Here is a 17,349-nt window from a genome sequence, read left to right as displayed (position 1 = left end):
TTTGCCCCGCGCCCGCACCTCGCTATGCACGCCGCATGACCCACGCTGCCTTTCCCGACCTCCGCCTTCGCCGTACCCGCCGCACCGGCTGGAGCCGCGCCATGGTGCGCGAAACGACGCTGTCGCCGTCGAACCTGATCTGGCCGCTGTTCGTCTGCGACGGGTCGGGTACGGAAGAACCTATCGCCAGCCTGCCCGGTGTCTCGCGCTGGTCGATCGACCGCATCGTCGACCGCGCCCGCGACGCGATGGGTGCGGGCATCCCGTGCCTCGCGCTTTTTCCCTATACGCAAGCCGATCGGCGCAGCGCAGACGGCGGCGAGGCGCTCAATCCCGACAATCTGATGTGCCGCGCCACCGCCGCGATCAAGCAGGCACTCGGCGACGACATCGGCGTGCTCACGGATGTCGCGCTCGATCCCTATACCAGCCACGGACAGGATGGGCTGATCGACGACAGCGGCTATGTCCTCAACGACGAAACCGTCGATGTGCTGGTCGGACAGGCGCTGAACCAGGCGCGCGCCGGCGCCGACATCATCGCGCCCAGCGACATGATGGACGGCCGCATCGCCGCGATCCGTGCGGCGCTGGAGGCCGAAGGCTTCGGCCATGTCCAGATCATGAGCTATGCGGCCAAATATGCCTCGGCCTTCTATGGCCCGTTCCGCGACGCGGTGGGCTCGCACGGGTTGCTCAAGGGCAACAAGAAAACCTATCAGATGGACCCCGCCAACGCCGAAGAGGCGCTGCGCGAGGTGGCGCAGGATCTGGCCGAGGGCGCCGATAGCGTGATGGTCAAGCCCGGGCTGCCGTATCTCGACATCGTTCGCGCGGTGAAGGACAATTTTGCGGTGCCGGTCTATGCCTATCAGGTGTCGGGCGAATATGCGATGATCGAGGCGGCGGCAGCGGCGGGCGCAGGCGACCGCGACGCGCTGGTGCTCGAAACCTTGCTGGCGTTCCGCCGCGCCGGGGCGTCGGGGGTGCTCACCTATCATGCGCTGCACGCCGCGCGGCTGCTCGGCGCATGATCGAAACCGAGCGGCTGCGGATGCGATCGTGGCGCGACGACGACGTCGCGCCGTTTCAGGCGATCTGCAGCGACCCCGATGTCATGGCGACGCTCGGCCCGCCGCTCGACCTTGCTGCGACCGAGGCACTTGTCGCGCGGATGCAGGGACTCGAGGCCGAATATGGCCATTGTTTCTGGGCGCTGGAGCGACAGGCTGACGCGCGGCTCATCGGCTGGTGCGGGGTCATCCGCGGCACCGTCGGTCCGGTAGCGGACCGGGCCGAGATCGGCTGGCGACTGGCGCGCGATTGCTGGGGCGCAGGATATGCGACCGAAGCGGCATGGGGCGCCGCCCAATGGACATTCGCAAGTCTCCCCGATCGGGACGTCTGGGCGATCACGGCGCGCCGCAACGATCGCAGCCGCGCCGTCATGGAGCGGCTTGGCATGCGCCATCATCCCGACCTTGATTTCGATCATCCGAAGCTGGCGGCGACCGACCCGCTCTGTCCGCATGTCGCCTATTCGATGCCGCGCCCTGTACCGGAGACTGCATGACCCTGTCCGATTCCCTGTCTCCGCGCCGCTGGCTGTTCGTGCTGACCATATTGGTCGGCAGCTTCCTGCTGTTTCAGGTCCAGCCGATGGTCGCCCGCATGGTGCTGCCCAAATTGGGCGGCGCCCCGGCGGTGTGGAACAGCGCGATGCTGGTCTATCAGGCGCTGCTGCTCGGCGGCTATGCCTATGCGCATTGGCTCGGCCGTTTCGACGTGCGGCGGCAGGCGATCATCCATGTCGCGCTGTTTCTGGTCGCCGCGCTGTGGCTCCCGATCGGCATTGCGCACATCGCTCCGCCCGGTGCTGGGCAAGAGGCCTTGTGGGTGCCGCTGCTGCTACTTGCGTCGATCGGCCCCGTCTTCTTCGTGGTGTCGGCGCAGGCGCCGCTGATGCAGCGCTGGTTCGCCGCCGATGCTCGCGCGGGCGACCCCTATTATCTCTACGCCGCGTCGAACCTCGGCAGCTTCGCCGGGCTGATCAGCTATCCGGCGCTGGTCGAACCCAGCCTGCCGCTCGCCGCGCAAAGCTGGGGCTGGACCGCAGGCTACGCGCTGCTCGTGCTGCTGGTCGCGGCCTGTGCCGCGGCGCGCTGGCAAGGACGGGTCACCGATCCCGCGGTCGATGCCGCCGCCACAGACGAGCCGCGCCCGACCTGGCGGCGGCAGCTCCACTGGCTGCTGATCGCGGCGGTGCCGTCGGGGCTGATGCTGTCGACGACCACGCACCTCACCACCGACATCGTCGCGATGCCGCTCCTCTGGGTGCTGCCGCTCGGGCTGTACCTGCTCAGCTTCGTCATCGCCTTTTCGACGATGGACCGGCTAACCGAGGTGATCACCTTCATCGCACCCGCGGTGCTGCTCGCGGTTGGCGGGCTGGCGCTACTGAGTTCGGGCGGCGGATCGATGATGGTCGCGATGGCTAGCCTCGCGATGCTGTTCGTCGTTGCGACGGCGCTGCACGGCTATCTCTATCATTTGCGCCCGGCGCTTCAGCACCTGACCTTATTCTATCTCATCATGTCGGCGGGCGGCGTCGTTGGCGGGCTGTTCGCGGCGCTGTTCGCGCCGCTGCTGTTCGATTGGGTTTATGAACATCCGCTGCTCGTGCTGGCGGCGGCGGCACTGTTGCCGCTGCCCGCGCTGCTGCCGTGGGACAAATGGCTGCGCCTGTCCGCCAGTCGCACCGCGATCGCGGTTGCGGTGCTGGTCGCGATCGCGGCGTTCGCAAGCTGGCACATGGTGAGCGAGTGGGGCGGGGTGCTCGAAGGCGCGACCGCTGCCTGGGGGATCGTCATTTTTGTCATCGGGCTCTTGGTGATCGGGTGGCGCTGGGCGTTCGTGGCGACGCTGGCGCTGTTGATGATCGGGGTCGGTGGCTGGGACACGGTGCAGGAAAGCTTCACCGGCGCGCGCGTGCGCAGCTATTTCGGCGTTTACACCGTCACCGATTACCCGGCGCAGCAGCAGCGGCGTCTGGCGCATGGCACGACCCTGCATGGGCTCCAGCGCACCGACCCGGCACACCGGCGCGAACCGACGACCTATTATGGACCCAAATCGGGGGTCGGGCTGACGCTGACCAAGGCCGAGGCGCTTGCCGGACCGGGGGCGTCGGTCGGCATCGTCGGGCTGGGCGCGGGGACGCTCGCCTGTTATCGCAAGCCCGGCCAGCAATGGACGATTTTCGAAATCGATCCGGTGATGGTCGATATCGCCCGCGATCCTGCCAAATTCACCTTCCTGTCCGATTGTGCGGGCGACAGTCCGATCGTCATTGGCGACGCGCGGCTGAAGATCGCCGAACAACCCGCGGGGCGTTTCGACATTCTGGTCATCGACGCCTTTTCGTCCGACGCGATCCCGCTGCACCTGCTGACGAAAGAAGCGATTGGCATCTACCAGCGCGCGCTGAAACCCGATGGCATTTTGCTCATCCACATCTCGAACCGCTTCTTCGGCCTCGAACCCGTGCTGGCGGAGGAGGCGCGGGCGCGCGGCTGGTCGAGCGCCATTCGGCTCGATCCAGGGCCGCCCGAATATGGTATCGACGACCTGACCGGGTCGAACTGGGTTGCGTTGACCGCGACAGCACCGCGGATGCAGCAACTGACCGGCGGCCTTCGACCGCGCGATGCCGCGCGCGACGACGGCGCCTGGGTGCCGCTGAAATCTCGCCCGGGTTTCGAGCGCTGGACCGACGATTACGCCTCAACCCTGCCCGTGCTCATGTGGGGCAGCCTGATCGGAAAGCGTGACGAATGACTTATCGCGATGTCAGCATCATCAGCGTCAATGGCAAGACACCGACGATCCATCCTAGCGCCTTCATCGCGCCGGGGTGCCGGATCATCGGCGACGTGACGATCGGGCCCGACGTCAGCATCTGGTATAATTGCGTGCTGCGCGCCGATGTCAGCCAGATTGTGGTGGGCGCGCGCTCGAACATCCAGGACGGCAGCATCGTCCATTGCGACGGCCCGATGCCGCATCGGCCAGAAGGTTTCCCGACGATTATCGGCGAGGATGTGCTGATCGGCCATATGGCGATGGTGCACGGCTGCACGCTGGCGGACCGCGCGTTCGTCGGGCTGAAGGCGACGGTGATGAACGGGTGCCAAATCGGCAGCGACGCCATGCTGGCGGCGGGTGCGTTGCTCACCGAGAACAAGGAAATTCCCGACCGCGAGCTCTGGGCCGGATCGCCCGCGCGCCGGGTGCGCGAGATCGACGACGCGCAAGCCGCGGGGATGCAGATGGGCGTGGCGCATTATGTGATGAACGGGCGCCTGCACAAGGCAGCGGTTGAGGGCTGATTCCGATGCCCGTCTACAAACCCGTTCGTGTCGAGCGAAGTCGAGACACGGGGCGGTCGTAGGCGGCCTTGGGGTGTCTCGACTTCGCTCGACACGAACGGAATAAGAAAAGGGCGCCCCGATCTCTCGGAGCGCCCCCTTTAAGCCGTCACTGCCAGCTTAGCTGAAGTTCACCATCGCATAGAGCATCGGGATCGACAGCAAGGTGTTGGTGCGCGAAAAGATCATCGCGTTCTTGGCGGCCTTCGCCTTGGTCGCATCATCCGCTTCGACGATGCCAAGCGCCTTCTTCTGGTTCGGCCAGATCACGAACCACACGTTGAACGCCATGATCAGACCGAGCCACATGCCGACGCCGATCAGCTTGTACGGATCCTGAAGGCCCAGCGCGGGCGCCAGATACTGGGCGTGACCGGCGATGGCAATGCCCAGCAGCACCGTGACCAGCGCCGCCCAGCGGAACCAGAACAGCGCAGCAGGCGCGATATGCTTGCCGACAGCGGGCTTCAGTTCGGCCGGGATTTTCGGCATCGTCGGGATCTGGACGAAGTTGAAATAATAAAGCAGGCCGATCCACAGCACGCCAAAGAAAGTGTGCAGCCAGCGCATCACCGCATTGGCGGCAGCCATGCCATCCTCGAAATTCTGGCCGTTGAGGCCCAGCATCAGCACGATGGCCAGCACCAGCCCGGCGCCGAGTACGGCGTGCAAATTACCGAAAAACTTGTCCATTATGTTCCCCCTCGCTTTATGTGCGGCGCGGCGCGACCCCGTGCCCTGCGGGTTCTATGCCAGCGTCGGGAGTCTTGCTCAAGCGTGGTGAAAAGGGCGTGGGCGCCGGGAGGGACGGGGGTGATGAACGTAGGCTCAAATTATTACTCGTCACCCTGAACTTGTTTCAGGGTCCAATGGCCTGCCACTTCCTTCGACGCCGCCCCAAATTCCAGCTCACGCCATGGATGCTGAAACAAGTTCAGCATGACGAGGTCTCAAGTCCGTTTTTGCCTAAAGCCGAGCTAGCCGAGCTATTTCTCGACGGTTGCTTCCTCAGGCACCGCCAGCCCGTTCTTCAGCATCACCGGTACCTGCGTCAGCGTGAACAGGAACGACAATGCCGTAATCCCCCACACCTTGACCGTCAGCCAGGTGTCGAAGCTGAATTCGCCGCGCTGGATCAGGACATACATGATGTGATTGGCGATACCGAGCGCGGCAAAGAACAGCCCCCAGTTGCGCGACAGCAGCAGCCAGCCCTTTTCGGTCACCCCCTCCAGCGCCGACTGGAGCAGATATTTCAGCATCGGCTTCTTGAACCACCACCCGCCGAGCAGCAGCACGGCAAAGGCGCCATAGATGATCGTCGGCTTCATCACGATGAAGCGCTCGTCGTGAAACCAGATGGTCAGCGCGCCAAAGCCGATCACTAGCACCCCCGACAGCCAGAGCATGGGCGAAATCTTGCCGAGCTTCCACTTCGACACCGCCATCGCGATGACGATCGCGACCATGAAGGCGACGGTGCCCTTGATCGCCGCCGCGGTCGCAGCAAACGCGCCGTCGCCGTCGGAGGTAAATTTGAAGGTCAGGAAAAAGACGAGCAGCGGCCCGAAGTCGATCACGAAATTGAGCCAGCCATGCTTGGCGGGCGGGGTGGCGGGAATGGCTTCCGGGCCGGTCGGCGGCACGTCGATCGGGGAGGCGGTCATCGAATATTTCCTGCAATAATGGCGGCGATCTCGTCGGCATCGAACGGGCGAAGATCGTCGATGGTTTCACCGATGCCGATCGCGTGGATCGGAAGCCCGTGGCGTTCGGCCGCCGACACCAGCACGCCGCCGCGCGCGGTGCCGTCGAGCTTGGTCATCACGAGGCCCGTGACCCCGGCCACTTCGCGGAACACGTCGATCTGCGACAGCGCATTCTGGCCCGTCGTCGCGTCGAGCACCAGCACGACGTCGTGCGGCGCGGCGGGATTGAGGCGACCGAGCACGCGCTTGATCTTGGCAAGCTCGTCCATCAGCTCGCGCTTGTTCTGCAATCGCCCCGCGGTGTCGACGATCAGCACGTCGATGCCCGTCGCGGTCGCCTGCTTCACCGCGTCGAACACGATGCCCGCGCTGTCGCCGCCCTCGGGCCCCGCCATGATCGGCACGCCCAGCCGCTCGGCCCAGACCTTCAATTGCCCGATCGCGGCGGCGCGGAAGGTGTCGCCCGCGACCAGCATCACGCCATAATCCTGTTCCTGGAACAGGTGTGCGAGCTTGGCGATCGTCGTCGTCTTGCCAGATCCGTTGACCCCGATCACCAAAATGACCTGCGGACGCGGAAAGGCGTCGATGTCGAGCGGCTCGGCGACGGGGCGCAGCACGGTTGCGATTTCGTCGGCGACAATTTTGCGCAGTTCCTCGGTGCCATTCGCGGCGACATCGCGCCGTTCGGCAAGACGGTCGCGGATGCGCGCCGCCATCGCGGGGCCGAGGTCGGCGGTGATCAGCGCCTCCTCGATCCGGTCGAGGTCCTCCTCGTCGAGCCGTGCCTTGCCGGTCAGCCCGGCGAGATTTTCTCCGAGCCGTTCGGAAGTACGGCGAAAGCCGCCGAGCAGCCTTTCGCTCCAGCTTTGGCCGGTCATGCGGCGATGTCCTTTGTCTGGGTGGGGGTTGCGACCATGCGGTCGCCGTCGCGCGCCGCCAGGCGCACGTCAAGGATCGTGCCGGGCGCGGCGGGCGCGGTCAGCGTCAGCGCGGCGAAATTTTCGGCGTGACCGCTCAGTCCGTCGCGCTCGACGAGCATCGATGCGGCGCGGCCAATCTGCGCGTCGAGCCAGCCGTGCCGCCGCCGCGCATTGGCCTCGCGCAGCGTCGCCGCGCGTTCGCGCGCGATGGCGCGGCCGACCTGCGGCATCCGCGCGGCGGGCGTCCCGGCGCGCTGGCTGTAGGGAAAAATATGGCCAAAGACGATGTCGCAATCGTCGATCAGCGCCAGCGAATTGGCGAACATCGCATCATCCTCAGTCGGGAAACCCGCGATCAGGTCCGCGCCGATGACGATCTGGGCGCGTGCGGCCTTCAGCCGTTCGGTCAGGCGCACCGCCTCGGCACGGCGATGGCGGCGCTTCATGCGCGTCAGCACCATATCGTCGCCCGCCTGCAGCGACAGATGGACATGCGGCATCACGCGCGCCTCCTGAGTCAGCAGCGCGAACAGCGCATCGTCGATGCGGTCGGGATCGAGCGACGAAAGACGCAGCCGTTCGATCGGCAGCGTCAGCAACGCTTCGACCAGCGCGGCAAGGCTGGTGCCGCTGTCGTCGCCATAGCTCGCCAGATCGACCCCGGTGAGGATGATCTCGCGCTGACCGCGGTCCAGCGCGGTACGGGCCGAATCCAGAACCGCATCGACGGTTGCCGAACGCGCGGTCCCGCGCGCCATCACCGTCGCGCAAAAGGTGCAGCTGTGTGAACAGCCGGTCTGCACGCCTAGGAACGCGCGCGCGTGGTCGGCCCCGGACAGGGCGGGGGCATAAGGCAAACTGCGCCCCTGCGAAGGCAGGGGCCCATCACCTACGCTCTCGTCTTGCCGTCGCCCTTCGTTTGCTGACGCGATGGCAGAAGATGGACCCCCGCCTTCGCGGGGGAACGGGGGAGAATTGGGAAGATAGCTCTCCGCCAAACCCTTGGCGTCATTCCGCACCACCCGCGCGCCTATTTCGGCGAAGCGTTCGGCCTCCAGCTCCGCCGCGCACCCGGTCACCACGACCTCGGCACCCGGCCGCTCGCGCAGCGCGCGGCGCACCGCCTGCCGTGCCTGCCGCACGGCTTCGTCGGTCACCGCACAGCTGTTGAAGACGATCGTGTCGGTTGCACCCGCGGCGCTGATCGCCGACCAAATGGCCTCGCCTTCGGCGATGTTCAGCCGACAACCGAAATTGACGACCTCGTGGCGGTCGACGACTGCTGCGCTCATCCGAACTGCGCCCAGTCGGTCTCGCCCTCGTAAACGCGCGTCGCCGCGCCGCTCATCACGATCGGCTCGCCCGGCGCCCAGCGGATGATCAGGTCGCCGCCGGGCAGCGCAACGGTCACCGGCGACTGGACGAGGCCCGCGCGGATCGCCGCGACCGCGGTGGCGCAGGCGCCGGTGCCGCACGCCTGCGTCAGCCCGACCCCGCGCTCCCACACGCGCAACTGCAACTGGTTGTCGCCGTCGAGGCTCGCAACATTGACGTTGACGCGCTCGGGAAACAGCGGGTCGGTCTCGATCCGCGGCCCCAGCGCGTCGAGCGCGACCGCGTCGGCCTCGGGGACAAAAAATACGATGTGCGGGTTGCCGACATTGACCGCGGCGCCATGTTCCAATTCGTCCCACGCCACCGGCATGTCGCGGGTGTCCATCGGCATCGCGAGCGGGATATGTTCCCAGTCGAACATGGGCTCGCCCAGCACCACCTCGGCACCACCATCAGCCGGCGTTACGCGCAGCATCCCCCCCAGCGTCTCGATCACCGCGGGCTGGCCGATCAGCGTGGCGACGCAGCGCGTCGCATTGCCGCACGCCTCGACCTCGCCGCCGTCGGCGTTGAAGATCCGCATCTTGACGTCGGCACTGGCCGACGGTTCGAGCAGGATCAGCTGGTCGCACCCGATGCCATGGCGCCGGTCGGCGATCGCATGCGCACGCGCCGGCGTCATCTCGACGGGCGCCACGCGCGCGTCGATCACGACAAAATCATTGCCCAGCCCGTGCATCTTGGTGAAGCGGTCCGCCATGATCGCGCATGTAAGGGGGCGGGGCAGGGAAGTCTAGCGATGCGGGTCAGGGCGCGACCGTGGCTTCCGCTCTCTCCCCTCCCTGGAAGGGAGGGGCTGGGGTGGGTGCCGCCGAGGCACTCGGCGGCGCGGCCTAGGACAAACTCCGCCGCACCGATCGGGTTGGCAATGACGTCAGAATTCCAGAGACGGACCACCTGCCAGCCAATACTTTCGAGATACTCGGTGCGGTCTTCATCATAGGGTTGCCGGTCTAGATGATGGCTCCCGTCGAGTTCGATTGCGAGCTTGGCCTCGCGGCAAGCTAGGTCGACAATTTAGTGGCCCACGACAAGTTGCCGGGTGAACGGTGGTCGATAACGTGACAACAGTCGCCATAGCTTGCGTTCTGCAGGGGTCGAATCGCGCCGCAATTGCCTCGCGCGTTCGGTCATGACGGTTGGGATGCGGTGCATTAGCCGAACGTAGAACGGCGAGCTGCGCTCGCCAACCCACCCCCGACCCCTCCCTGAAAGGGAGGGGAGAAGAAGCACTACGCCGTCTTGCGCAGCGGTTCGGCGCCGTCCGCGTCCGATTCTGTGTCGGGGCTCGTCGGCGGCACCATCGGCGCGCGCAGCAGCCCGCGATCGGCGAGCAGGCGTTCGGTGTCGGCGGCCGATGCGGCGCGCCCGAAATACCAGCCTTGACCCTTGGCGCAGCCCAGCCGCGTCAGTTCGATCGCCGTCGCTTCATCCTCGACGCCTTCGGCGGTGATCGGCATCGCCAGGCTTTCGCCCAGCCGCACGATCGCGACGACGATCGCCTGCGCATCGGGGCTACCGCGCATCGCGGCCACAAAACTGCGGTCGATCTTGATGCGGTCGAACGGCAGCGCGCGCAGGTGCGACAGCGACGAATAGCCGGTGCCGAAATCGTCGAGGCTCAGCGACACGCCCTGATTCTTCAGGCTGGTGACGATCGAACGGACGAGCGGCAGATTTTCGAACAGCGAGCTTTCGGTAATCTCGACCTCGAGCTGCGCGGCGGGGAAACCCGTTTCGACGAGCAGCTTGGTAAGCTTCTGGCTGAACCACGGGTCCTTCAGCTGCTGCGGCGAAATATTGACCGCCAGCATGATCGACGGATCCCAGCGTTTGGCGATTTCCATCGCCTGGCGGATCACCTGAAGCGACAATTCGCCGATCAGTCCGCTTTCTTCGGCCACCGGAATAAAGCGTTCGGGCGGGATCATCCCATATTCGGGCGATTCCCAGCGCATCAGCATCTCGAACCCGACCAGGCGGCCGCTGGCGATATCGACCTGCGGTTCGAAATGCGGCACGAATTCGCCGCGTGGCATGCCCTCGCGGATTCCCGTTTCGATCTGGTTGCGGACCTGCACCGCCATCTCCATGCCGGCCTCGAACCAGCAGAAGCGGTTCCGCCCCTCGTCCTTGCAATGATACATCGCGATATCGGCCTGGCGGACCATGGTTTCCATCGTCACGCTGGCATCGTCGGCAAGCGCGATGCCCAGCGACGCGCCGATGCGGATCTGCTGCGCATCATGGGCAACCGAATTTTCGAGCGCGGCCACCAGTTCGGCGGCGAGCGCGTCGATCGTCGCGCGCGCAAACGGCTCGAACGCCAGCATCGCGACAAATTCGTCGCCGCCCAGCCGTGCCTTGGTGGCATTGGGGGGCAGGATCGCCGAAATTCGTTCGGCGGCGACCTGCAGGACGCGATCGCCCGCGGCGTGGCCGTGGATGTCGTTGACGGTCTTGAAATGATCGAGATCGAGCAGGAACAGCGCGACATGGCGCTTGCCCGCGATCGCATCGGCGATCTGCTGCTGGCCGGTGGCGAGCAGCGAACGACGGTTGAGGAAGCCGGTCAGCGGATCGGTATCGGCCAGATAGCGCGCGCGCTGCTCGGCTTCGGTCCGCTCGCGAATCTCGCGGTGCAGATCGTCATAGCGGCGCCACCCGAACAGGATCAGCGCGACGTTCAGCACCATCGCCGCGGCCAGCGCGCGGTCGGGACCGCCGCCGATTCCGACCATCGTGTTGACGATCGCCTGCATCACCGTGCTGCCGGTGCCGACGAACAACAGGATCGCGGCAACGACGATGCCGCCGGCGACGATGTCGCGTTTGGCCCCGGTGCTGCGGTCCGGCTGTTTCGGCGTATCGATCATTTGGCTTTTCCCCACCATCCCGGCTGTAATGCACGCAAAGCGGTGAAATTTGGGTTAAGTCGGGCCCGGCGTCGCTTGCTTGCCTTTGCCGGGTGATCGGTGTATTGGCGCGCCGTTCGGCCGCATCTTGCGAACGAACATATCGATGTCCGCGACGGAAAGTCTGTCCACGGATAGCCGCTGGTTGGCGAGGTTTCGCTCACCGGCGTCTTTTGCGTTGCGGGCCTCGAAAACAAGGATTTGAGGCGCATGTTCGACAGTCTGAGCAATCGGCTTGGCGATGTTTTCGGAAAGCTCCGCGGTCGCGGCGCGCTGACCGAGGCCGACGTGCGCGCCGCGATGCGCGAGGTGCGAATCGCCCTGCTCGAGGCTGACGTCGCGTTGCCTGTCGTGCGCAGCTTCGTCGATCAGGTCACCGACCTCGCGATCGGTCAGAACGTCCTGCGCTCGGTCACCCCGGGGCAGCAGGTGGTCAAGATCGTCAGCGATGCGCTGACCGAAATGCTCGGCTCCGAGACTGCCGAGCTCGACCTCAACGTCGCGCCGCCCGCGGTCATCATGATGGTCGGCCTGCAAGGCTCGGGCAAGACCACGACCACCGCGAAGATCGCAAAGCGGTTGAAGGACAAGGAGCGCAAGAAGGTGCTGATGGCGTCGCTCGACGTCAATCGCCCCGCCGCGCAGGAACAGCTCGCCGTGCTCGGCCAGCAGATCGACGTCGCGACCCTCCCGATCGTCGCAGGCCAGCAGCCGGTCGAAATCGCCCAGCGCGCCATGCAGGCGGCGAAGCTGCAGGGCTTCGACGTGCTGATGCTCGACACCGCGGGCCGCCTCCACGTCGACCAGCAGCTGATGGACGAAATGCAGGCGGTGTCGCGCACCGCGAACCCCGCCGAAACGCTGCTCGTCGTCGACAGCCTGACCGGCCAGGACGCGGTGCAGGTCGCGCAGCGCTTTACCGACCAGGTGCCGCTCACCGGCGTCGTGCTCACGCGTATGGACGGCGACGCGCGCGGCGGTGCGGCGCTGTCGATGCGCGCGGTTACCGGCAAGCCGATCAAGTTCGCGGGTACGGGCGAGAAGCTCGACGGGCTCGAACTCTTCCAGCCGTCGCGCATCGCGGGCCGCATCCTCGGCATGGGCGACGTCGTCAGCCTCGTCGAACGCGCCGCCGAAACGATCCAGGCCGAAGAGGCCGAGGCGATGGCGGCGAAGATGGCCAAGGGCCAGTTCGACCTCAACGACCTCCGCACCCAGCTCAATCAGATGCGCCGCATGGGCGGCCTCGGCGCGCTCGCTGGCATGATCCCCGGCATCAAGAAGGCGCAGGCCCAGATGGCTGCGGGCGGCGCCGACGACAAGATGCTCATTCATTTCGACGCGATCATGGGGTCGATGACCCCCAAGGAACGCGCGAAGCCCGAAATCCTGACCGCGAAGCGCAAGATCCGTATCGCCAACGGGTCGGGGACCACCGTGCAACAGGTCAACAAGGTGCTGAAGATGCATCAGGAAATGGCCAGCGCGATGAAGAAGATCCGCAAGATGGGCGGCCTCAAGGGGCTCGGCGCGCTGTTCGGCAAGGGCGGCGGCATTCCCGGCATGGGCGGCCCAGGCGGTTTGGGTGGCGGCGGCGGCCTCCCCGGCCTTGGTGGAGGCGGATCGATCCCGCCCGAACTCGCCAATTTGATGAATAAAAAGAAGTAATTAAACCCGAATTTCAGTTACAAGAAAAAGGAAAATATCATGGCAACCTCCATTCGCCTCGCACGCGGCGGTTCGAAAAAGCGTCCCTATTACAAGATCGTCGTTGCTGACTCGCGTAGCCCGCGCGATGGCCGCTTCATCGAGCGTATCGGTAGCTACAACCCGCTGCTCGCCAAGGATAATCCCGAGCGCGTCAAGCTCGACGCGGACCGCGCGAAGCATTGGCTGAGCGTCGGCGCCCAGCCGAGCGATCGCGTCGCCCGCTTCCTCGACGCCGCGGGCGTCAAGGAACGCGCCGCGCGCAACAACCCGAACAAGGGTGTCCCGGGCGAAAAGGCCAAGGAACGCGCCGAAGAAAAGGCCCAGAAGATCGCTGATGCCGCCGAAGCCGCTGCCGCGGCAGCGGCCGCCCCGGCGCCCGAACCCGAAGCTGTTGAAGAAGCCGCTCCGGAAGTGGCCGCCGAAGAAGCTGCTGCCCCCGAGGCCGCAGAATCGGATGCGACCGGTTCGGTGAAGAGCGAAGAAACCGCCGAAGCGGTGGCCGAAGCCGTTGCCGACGACGTCCCCGCCGACGCGACCGCCGACGACGCGACCGCGATCGCCGAAGAAGTCGCCGAAGGCGGCCCGGTCGCTGCCGAAGCCGAAGAAGCTCCGGCTGCTGAAGCTGGCGAAGAAAAGGCCGAAGGCTAAACCTTGGCCGACGCGAATCGCCCCGTCACCCTTGCCGCCATCGCCGGCGCGCACGGGGTGCGGGGCGAGGTGCGGCTGAAACTGTTCGGCGAAGGCGCGGAGTCTCTCCGTGCCTTTTCCGTTTTCAACGCGGGCGATCGCACGCTGACCCTCAAATCGGTGCGCCCCGCCAATCAGGGCGCGGTCGCGACCTTTGCCGAGGTGGGTGACCGGAGCGCCGCCGAAGCGCTTCGCGGTACCGTCCTCACCGTCCCGCGCTCGGCGCTGCCGCCGCTCGGCGAGGGCGAATATTATCACCACGACCTCATCGGCCTCGCCTGCGTATCGACCGATGGCGCCGCGATCGGCCAGGTCGTCGCCGTCGAAAATTTCGGCGCGGGTGACATCCTCGAAATCGAGAAGCCCGGCGGCAAGCGCTTCATGGTGCCGATGAATGCTCGGGCGGTCCCGGCGTGGAACGACGACGGCGTGACGATCGACGCGGTATTCGTCGAGTAACGACGGCTTTGGGTTGGGGAGCGGGCGTTGACGATCCTCCCCGGAACGGGGAGGGGGACCAGCGAAGTTGGTGGAGAGGCACCATCGGTTTGCCTTGCCGCCAAAGTCGTGCGCCGCTGCTAAGTTCTCAGAAAGCTTGGTTTTTCCAGCCCAGCGCTGCGTAAACCGCCTGTGCCCCTCCACCACCCTTCGGGTGGTCCCCCTCCCCCGGTGGGGGAGGACCGCTATGTCCGCAATCGCTCGTTTCCAGACGACAACGCGCATCGCTGATTGTCGGCGGCTCCCGGCGCTGTTAGCCTGACGGCGATTGCTGTGGAGGGACTATGCGCTGGAAATCGGGTTTCGTTTTCGCTCTCATGCTTGGAGTCGCCGCTCCCGCGCTGGCGCAGGACGCCAAACCCCAAACCCTCGAACAGATCACCCCCGAAATCGACGCGCTTTTCGCCAAATATCAGGCCGACGCGCATATTCCCGGCATGGTCTATGGCGTCGTGCGCGACGGCAAGCTCGCCTATGTGAAGGGCACCGGGGTCCAGAACCTCGTCGACAAGAGCGCCGTCACCGCCGACAGCCGCTTCCGCATCGCATCGATGACCAAGGCTTTCACCGCGCTCGCGATTCTGAAGCTCCGCGACGATGACAAGCTGCGCCTCGACGACCTCGCCGAGGACCATGTTCCCGAAATGAAGGGCTGGGTCTATCCCACCAAGGACAGCCCGCGCATCCGCATCCGCGACCTGCTCCACCATGTCGGCGGGCTGGTCACCGACGATCCATGGGGCGACCGCCAACAGATCTTGCCGCAGGCGGATTTTACCAGGATGATCGCCGCCGGGGTGCCGTTCAGCCGCGTCCCGCAGTCCGCCCATGAATATTCGAACTACGGCTATGCATTGCTCGGCCGCGTCATCGCCAATGCGTCGGGCATGGCGTACACCGATTATATCCAGCGGACGATCCTGACCCCGCTCGGCATGACGAGCAGCGGTTTCGACGTCACCAAGACACCCAAGGCGGTCTATGCGCGCGGCTATCGCTGGGAAAATGACGCCTGGTCGCCCGAACCCGAGATGGTCGATGGCGCCTTCAACGCCATGGGCGGGATGCAGGTCAGCGCCAACGACTATGCCAAATGGGTCGCCTTCCTGCTCGCCGCATGGCCCGCGCGCGACGACGCCGACACCGGCCCGGTCAAGCGCGCGACGGTGCGCGAAATGGCGCAGGGGCTGAACTTCGTAACGGTGGCGAACCGCATCGGCGCCAGCGGTGCGATGGCGTGTAAACAGGCCGCCGCCTATGCGATGGGCTGGCGCGTCGCGCAGGATTGCGATCTGGGGCTCACGCTCGCGCATGGCGGCGGCTATCCGGGCTATGGCAGCCATGTGATGCTGATGCCCGATCATGGCGTCGGGGTATTCGCGCTGTCGAACCGCACCTATGCCGGGCCGTCGGCTCCGGCGTGGGACAGCGCGGTTGCGATGGACAAGGCGGGATTGCTCACCGGACGCGCGGTGCCGATCTCCCCCGCCGTGGCGGATGCCTATGCCGCGGCGCGCGCCGCTTATGTCGCGGGCAATCTGGCCCCGCTGGACGGCAAGCTGGCAATGAATTTCCTGCTCGACCGCTCGGCGGCGAACTGGGCCGCCGAATTCGCGCGGCTGAAGGCCGCGGTCGGCGACTGCCCGACCGCCGAGCCGTTGAACCCGACCGGTGCGATGTCGGCGACCTTCCGCCTCAATTGCAGCAAGGGCCAGCTCGACGGGGCGCTTTTGTTGGCGCCGACGACCCCGGCTACGGTGCAGGCGCTGCGCTTTCGTGTTGTGACGCCCTGACGCCGAACGTCACGCGGCCTCGATAAACACCACCCGGTTGCGCCCGCTTTCCTTGGCGGCGTACAGATTGATATCGGCGGACTTCATCGCGGCGCCAAAGCTGGTGTCGCGGCCGATATGGACCAGCCCCATGCTCGCGGTCACAGGGCGTTCGAGCAGCGGCACCATCTGCGCGACATAGGCGCCGATCCGCTGGCGCAGCCGCTCGGCCTCGATCGCGACGGCGGCGGGCGCGCCGCGGAACAGCAGCGCAAATTCCTCGCCGCCGACGCGCGCCGCCATTGCCGTTCCCGATCCCAAGGCGACCCCGGCGGCAAAGATCACCCGGTCGCCGACGTCGTGGCCATGATGATCGTTGATCGCCTTGAAATGGTCGAGATCGACCAGCGCGATCGCGACCGGCGGCTCGTCGTTGAAACTTTCCTCGATCGCCCGCCGATTGGCGAGGCCGGTCAGCGGGTCGGTGTGCGCGATGATCCGCATCGCCTCGGCCTGCGCGCGCGCCTCCTGCCGCTCGCGGCGCAGCCGGACGAGGCGGTCGAGAATGCCGAGCGCGGTGAGCATCACTTCCAGCCCGAGCGCAGGGAACAGCAGGAACAGGAAATTGTCGAACGGCTGGCCAAGGACCAGGTCGTGGAACAGGCTGACCCCATACACCCCGCCGATGCCGCTCCACGCCGCCGCCTGATAGCGTGCGGTGCGGCTGCCGCGCGTTAGTGCGATCACCACCGCCGATGCACATAGCGCCAGCATCGCGACCAGCACCGCACTGCGCAGTATCATATAGGTGGTCGCGTCGGGCATGACCGTCGCCGGGGTGGTGAGCAAGATCAGGATGGGCGGCCAGCCGAGCCAGCGATGCAGCCGCGGACCGATCATCCCCGGTTCGAGATAAGACCGCAGAAACACGCCCGATACGACCAGGCTCAGGTCAAAGAATATCGTGATCCACACCTGCCGCGCAAAACTGTCGGGGGCCAGCCATGGCCCCATGGCCAGCGGCGACAGGGCGATGACGAGCGCAAAATAGGACAGCGCGCGGACGCTCTGCCAGATCAGAAAGCGTTCGCGCAGCAGCCGGTAAAAGACCGCATTATAGGCCAGCGAAAACAGCAGCAGGCCCAGAAAGATGCCGGTCAGTACTCCGTCCCACGTCATGCTGGTTGCCGCCGCGAATGAAGATTGCGCGCGCGCCGGTGCTGCGGCGGCCAACAGCCCCGCGCCCAACGTCAATATTCGCGCGCCTCGCGCCATGCGACCCCCATTTGTCCAACAGGGAAGGCTAGGCGCTG

14 protein-coding genes and 2 pseudogenes are annotated in these 17,349 nt (G+C 65.9%); 8 read left to right on the top strand and 8 right to left on the bottom strand.

The window, feature by feature from the left end:
- Nucleotides 1-35 precede the first annotated feature (35 nt).
- The 4 genes from hemB to SPYCW_RS14045 are packed head-to-tail and all read left to right on the top strand — an operon-like array spanning nucleotide 36 to nucleotide 4,388.
- Entirely contained in the window at nucleotides 36-1,034 is a 999-nt protein-coding gene (gene hemB, locus SPYCW_RS14060; RefSeq protein ID WP_120217301.1) for a porphobilinogen synthase, read from the top strand.
- Nucleotides 1,031-1,573 carry a GNAT family N-acetyltransferase gene (locus tag SPYCW_RS14055; RefSeq protein WP_120217300.1) on the top strand — a complete coding sequence of 181 codons (543 nt, stop codon included), beginning with the start codon at nucleotides 1,031-1,033 and terminating at the stop codon, nucleotides 1,571-1,573. Before hemB ends, SPYCW_RS14055 begins: the two co-directional genes overlap by 4 nt.
- A complete protein-coding gene (locus SPYCW_RS14050) occupies nucleotides 1,570-3,837 on the top strand; it encodes a fused MFS/spermidine synthase (RefSeq protein WP_120217299.1) in 2,268 nt (755 codons plus the stop codon). The genes SPYCW_RS14055 and SPYCW_RS14050 overlap by 4 nt, the downstream gene beginning before the upstream one ends.
- Nucleotides 3,834-4,388, top strand: coding sequence for a gamma carbonic anhydrase family protein (locus tag SPYCW_RS14045; RefSeq protein ID WP_120217298.1), 555 nt, complete (start codon nucleotides 3,834-3,836; stop codon nucleotides 4,386-4,388). The genes SPYCW_RS14050 and SPYCW_RS14045 overlap by 4 nt, the downstream gene beginning before the upstream one ends.
- Nucleotides 4,389-4,547: 159 nt before the next feature.
- On the opposite strand, the gene SPYCW_RS14040 is transcribed toward SPYCW_RS14045, so the two are convergent.
- The 7 genes and pseudogenes from SPYCW_RS14040 to SPYCW_RS14010 form a co-directional block, all read right to left on the bottom strand.
- On the bottom strand, nucleotides 4,548-5,120 hold the full coding sequence (locus SPYCW_RS14040) for a urate hydroxylase PuuD (protein WP_120217297.1): 573 nt from the start codon (nucleotides 5,118-5,120) through the stop codon (nucleotides 4,548-4,550).
- A 293-nt stretch (nucleotides 5,121-5,413) separates the two neighbouring features.
- Nucleotides 5,414-6,094 carry an inner membrane-spanning protein YciB gene (locus SPYCW_RS14035; RefSeq protein WP_120217296.1) on the bottom strand — a complete coding sequence of 227 codons (681 nt, stop codon included), beginning with the start codon at nucleotides 6,092-6,094 and terminating at the stop codon, nucleotides 5,414-5,416.
- Complete coding sequence (gene ftsY, locus SPYCW_RS14030; RefSeq protein ID WP_120217295.1) at nucleotides 6,091-7,017, bottom strand: signal recognition particle-docking protein FtsY; 927 nt, start codon at nucleotides 7,015-7,017, stop codon at nucleotides 6,091-6,093. Before ftsY ends, SPYCW_RS14035 begins: the two co-directional genes overlap by 4 nt.
- Nucleotides 7,014-8,351, bottom strand: coding sequence for a MiaB/RimO family radical SAM methylthiotransferase (locus SPYCW_RS14025; RefSeq protein ID WP_120217294.1), 1,338 nt, complete (start codon nucleotides 8,349-8,351; stop codon nucleotides 7,014-7,016). The genes ftsY and SPYCW_RS14025 overlap by 4 nt, the downstream gene beginning before the upstream one ends.
- Nucleotides 8,348-9,154 (bottom strand): diaminopimelate epimerase, encoded by an 807-nt coding sequence (dapF, locus tag SPYCW_RS14020; RefSeq protein WP_120217293.1) that lies wholly within the window; start codon nucleotides 9,152-9,154, stop codon nucleotides 8,348-8,350. The genes SPYCW_RS14025 and dapF overlap by 4 nt, the downstream gene beginning before the upstream one ends.
- Nucleotides 9,103-9,588 (bottom strand): annotated as a pseudogene (locus SPYCW_RS14015) (endonuclease domain-containing protein). Before SPYCW_RS14015 ends, dapF begins: the two are co-directional and overlap by 52 nt.
- Before the next feature lie 98 nt (nucleotides 9,589-9,686).
- Nucleotides 9,687-11,330 (bottom strand): putative bifunctional diguanylate cyclase/phosphodiesterase, encoded by a 1,644-nt coding sequence (locus tag SPYCW_RS14010; protein ID WP_120218322.1) that lies wholly within the window; start codon nucleotides 11,328-11,330, stop codon nucleotides 9,687-9,689.
- A gap of 249 nt (nucleotides 11,331-11,579) precedes the next feature.
- Between SPYCW_RS14010 and ffh the strand changes: the two genes are divergently transcribed.
- From ffh to SPYCW_RS13990, 4 genes and pseudogenes are all read left to right on the top strand, one after another.
- Entirely contained in the window at nucleotides 11,580-13,037 is a 1,458-nt protein-coding gene (gene ffh / locus SPYCW_RS14005; RefSeq protein WP_120217292.1) for a signal recognition particle protein, read from the top strand.
- A gap of 39 nt (nucleotides 13,038-13,076) precedes the next feature.
- Nucleotides 13,077-13,532, top strand: a pseudogene (rpsP, locus tag SPYCW_RS14000) (30S ribosomal protein S16); the annotation flags it as partial.
- Between the two features lie 198 nt (nucleotides 13,533-13,730).
- The gene (rimM, locus tag SPYCW_RS13995; protein ID WP_120217290.1) at nucleotides 13,731-14,225 is read left to right on the top strand and encodes a ribosome maturation factor RimM; all 495 of its coding nucleotides are present in this window, start codon (nucleotides 13,731-13,733) and stop codon (nucleotides 14,223-14,225) included.
- 323 nt (nucleotides 14,226-14,548) lie between these two features.
- On the top strand, nucleotides 14,549-16,057 hold the full coding sequence (locus tag SPYCW_RS13990) for a serine hydrolase domain-containing protein (protein WP_120217289.1): 1,509 nt from the start codon (nucleotides 14,549-14,551) through the stop codon (nucleotides 16,055-16,057).
- Between the two features lie 9 nt (nucleotides 16,058-16,066).
- Here SPYCW_RS13990 and SPYCW_RS13985 read toward each other — a convergent pair whose 3' ends face one another.
- Nucleotides 16,067-17,311 (bottom strand): GGDEF domain-containing protein, encoded by a 1,245-nt coding sequence (locus SPYCW_RS13985; protein WP_120217288.1) that lies wholly within the window; start codon nucleotides 17,309-17,311, stop codon nucleotides 16,067-16,069.
- Between the last annotated feature and the right edge of the window lie 38 nt (nucleotides 17,312-17,349).

The organism is Sphingopyxis sp. EG6 (assembly GCF_003609815.1).
In the GTDB taxonomy this organism is placed as follows: domain Bacteria; phylum Pseudomonadota; class Alphaproteobacteria; order Sphingomonadales; family Sphingomonadaceae; genus Sphingopyxis.
The sequence above is the reverse complement of the archived record's forward strand: the minus strand, read 5'-3'. Positions and strand labels throughout refer to the sequence as shown.

What these genes read in the sequence shown, in the direction of transcription:
- SPYCW_RS14045 (WP_120217298.1), top strand. Translation starts at nt 3,834, where the DNA reads ATGACTTATCGCGATGTCAGCATCATCAGCGTCAATGGCAAGACACCG.
- ffh (WP_120217292.1), top strand. Translation starts at nt 11,580, where the DNA reads ATGTTCGACAGTCTGAGCAATCGGCTTGGCGATGTTTTCGGAAAGCTC.
- SPYCW_RS13990 (WP_120217289.1), top strand. Translation starts at nt 14,549, where the DNA reads ATGCGCTGGAAATCGGGTTTCGTTTTCGCTCTCATGCTTGGAGTCGCC.
- hemB (WP_120217301.1), top strand. Translation starts at nt 36, where the DNA reads ATGACCCACGCTGCCTTTCCCGACCTCCGCCTTCGCCGTACCCGCCGC.
- SPYCW_RS14035 (WP_120217296.1), bottom strand. Translation starts at nt 6,094, where the DNA reads ATGACCGCCTCCCCGATCGACGTGCCGCCGACCGGCCCGGAAGCCATT.
- SPYCW_RS14010 (WP_120218322.1), bottom strand. Translation starts at nt 11,330, where the DNA reads ATGATCGATACGCCGAAACAGCCGGACCGCAGCACCGGGGCCAAACGC.
- SPYCW_RS14040 (WP_120217297.1), bottom strand. Translation starts at nt 5,120, where the DNA reads ATGGACAAGTTTTTCGGTAATTTGCACGCCGTACTCGGCGCCGGGCTG.
- SPYCW_RS14050 (WP_120217299.1), top strand. Translation starts at nt 1,570, where the DNA reads ATGACCCTGTCCGATTCCCTGTCTCCGCGCCGCTGGCTGTTCGTGCTG.
- SPYCW_RS14055 (WP_120217300.1), top strand. Translation starts at nt 1,031, where the DNA reads ATGATCGAAACCGAGCGGCTGCGGATGCGATCGTGGCGCGACGACGAC.
- SPYCW_RS13985 (WP_120217288.1), bottom strand. Translation starts at nt 17,311, where the DNA reads ATGGCGCGAGGCGCGCGAATATTGACGTTGGGCGCGGGGCTGTTGGCC.
- ftsY (WP_120217295.1), bottom strand. Translation starts at nt 7,017, where the DNA reads ATGACCGGCCAAAGCTGGAGCGAAAGGCTGCTCGGCGGCTTTCGCCGT.
- SPYCW_RS14025 (WP_120217294.1), bottom strand. Translation starts at nt 8,351, where the DNA reads ATGAGCGCAGCAGTCGTCGACCGCCACGAGGTCGTCAATTTCGGTTGT.
- dapF (WP_120217293.1), bottom strand. Translation starts at nt 9,154, where the DNA reads ATGGCGGACCGCTTCACCAAGATGCACGGGCTGGGCAATGATTTTGTC.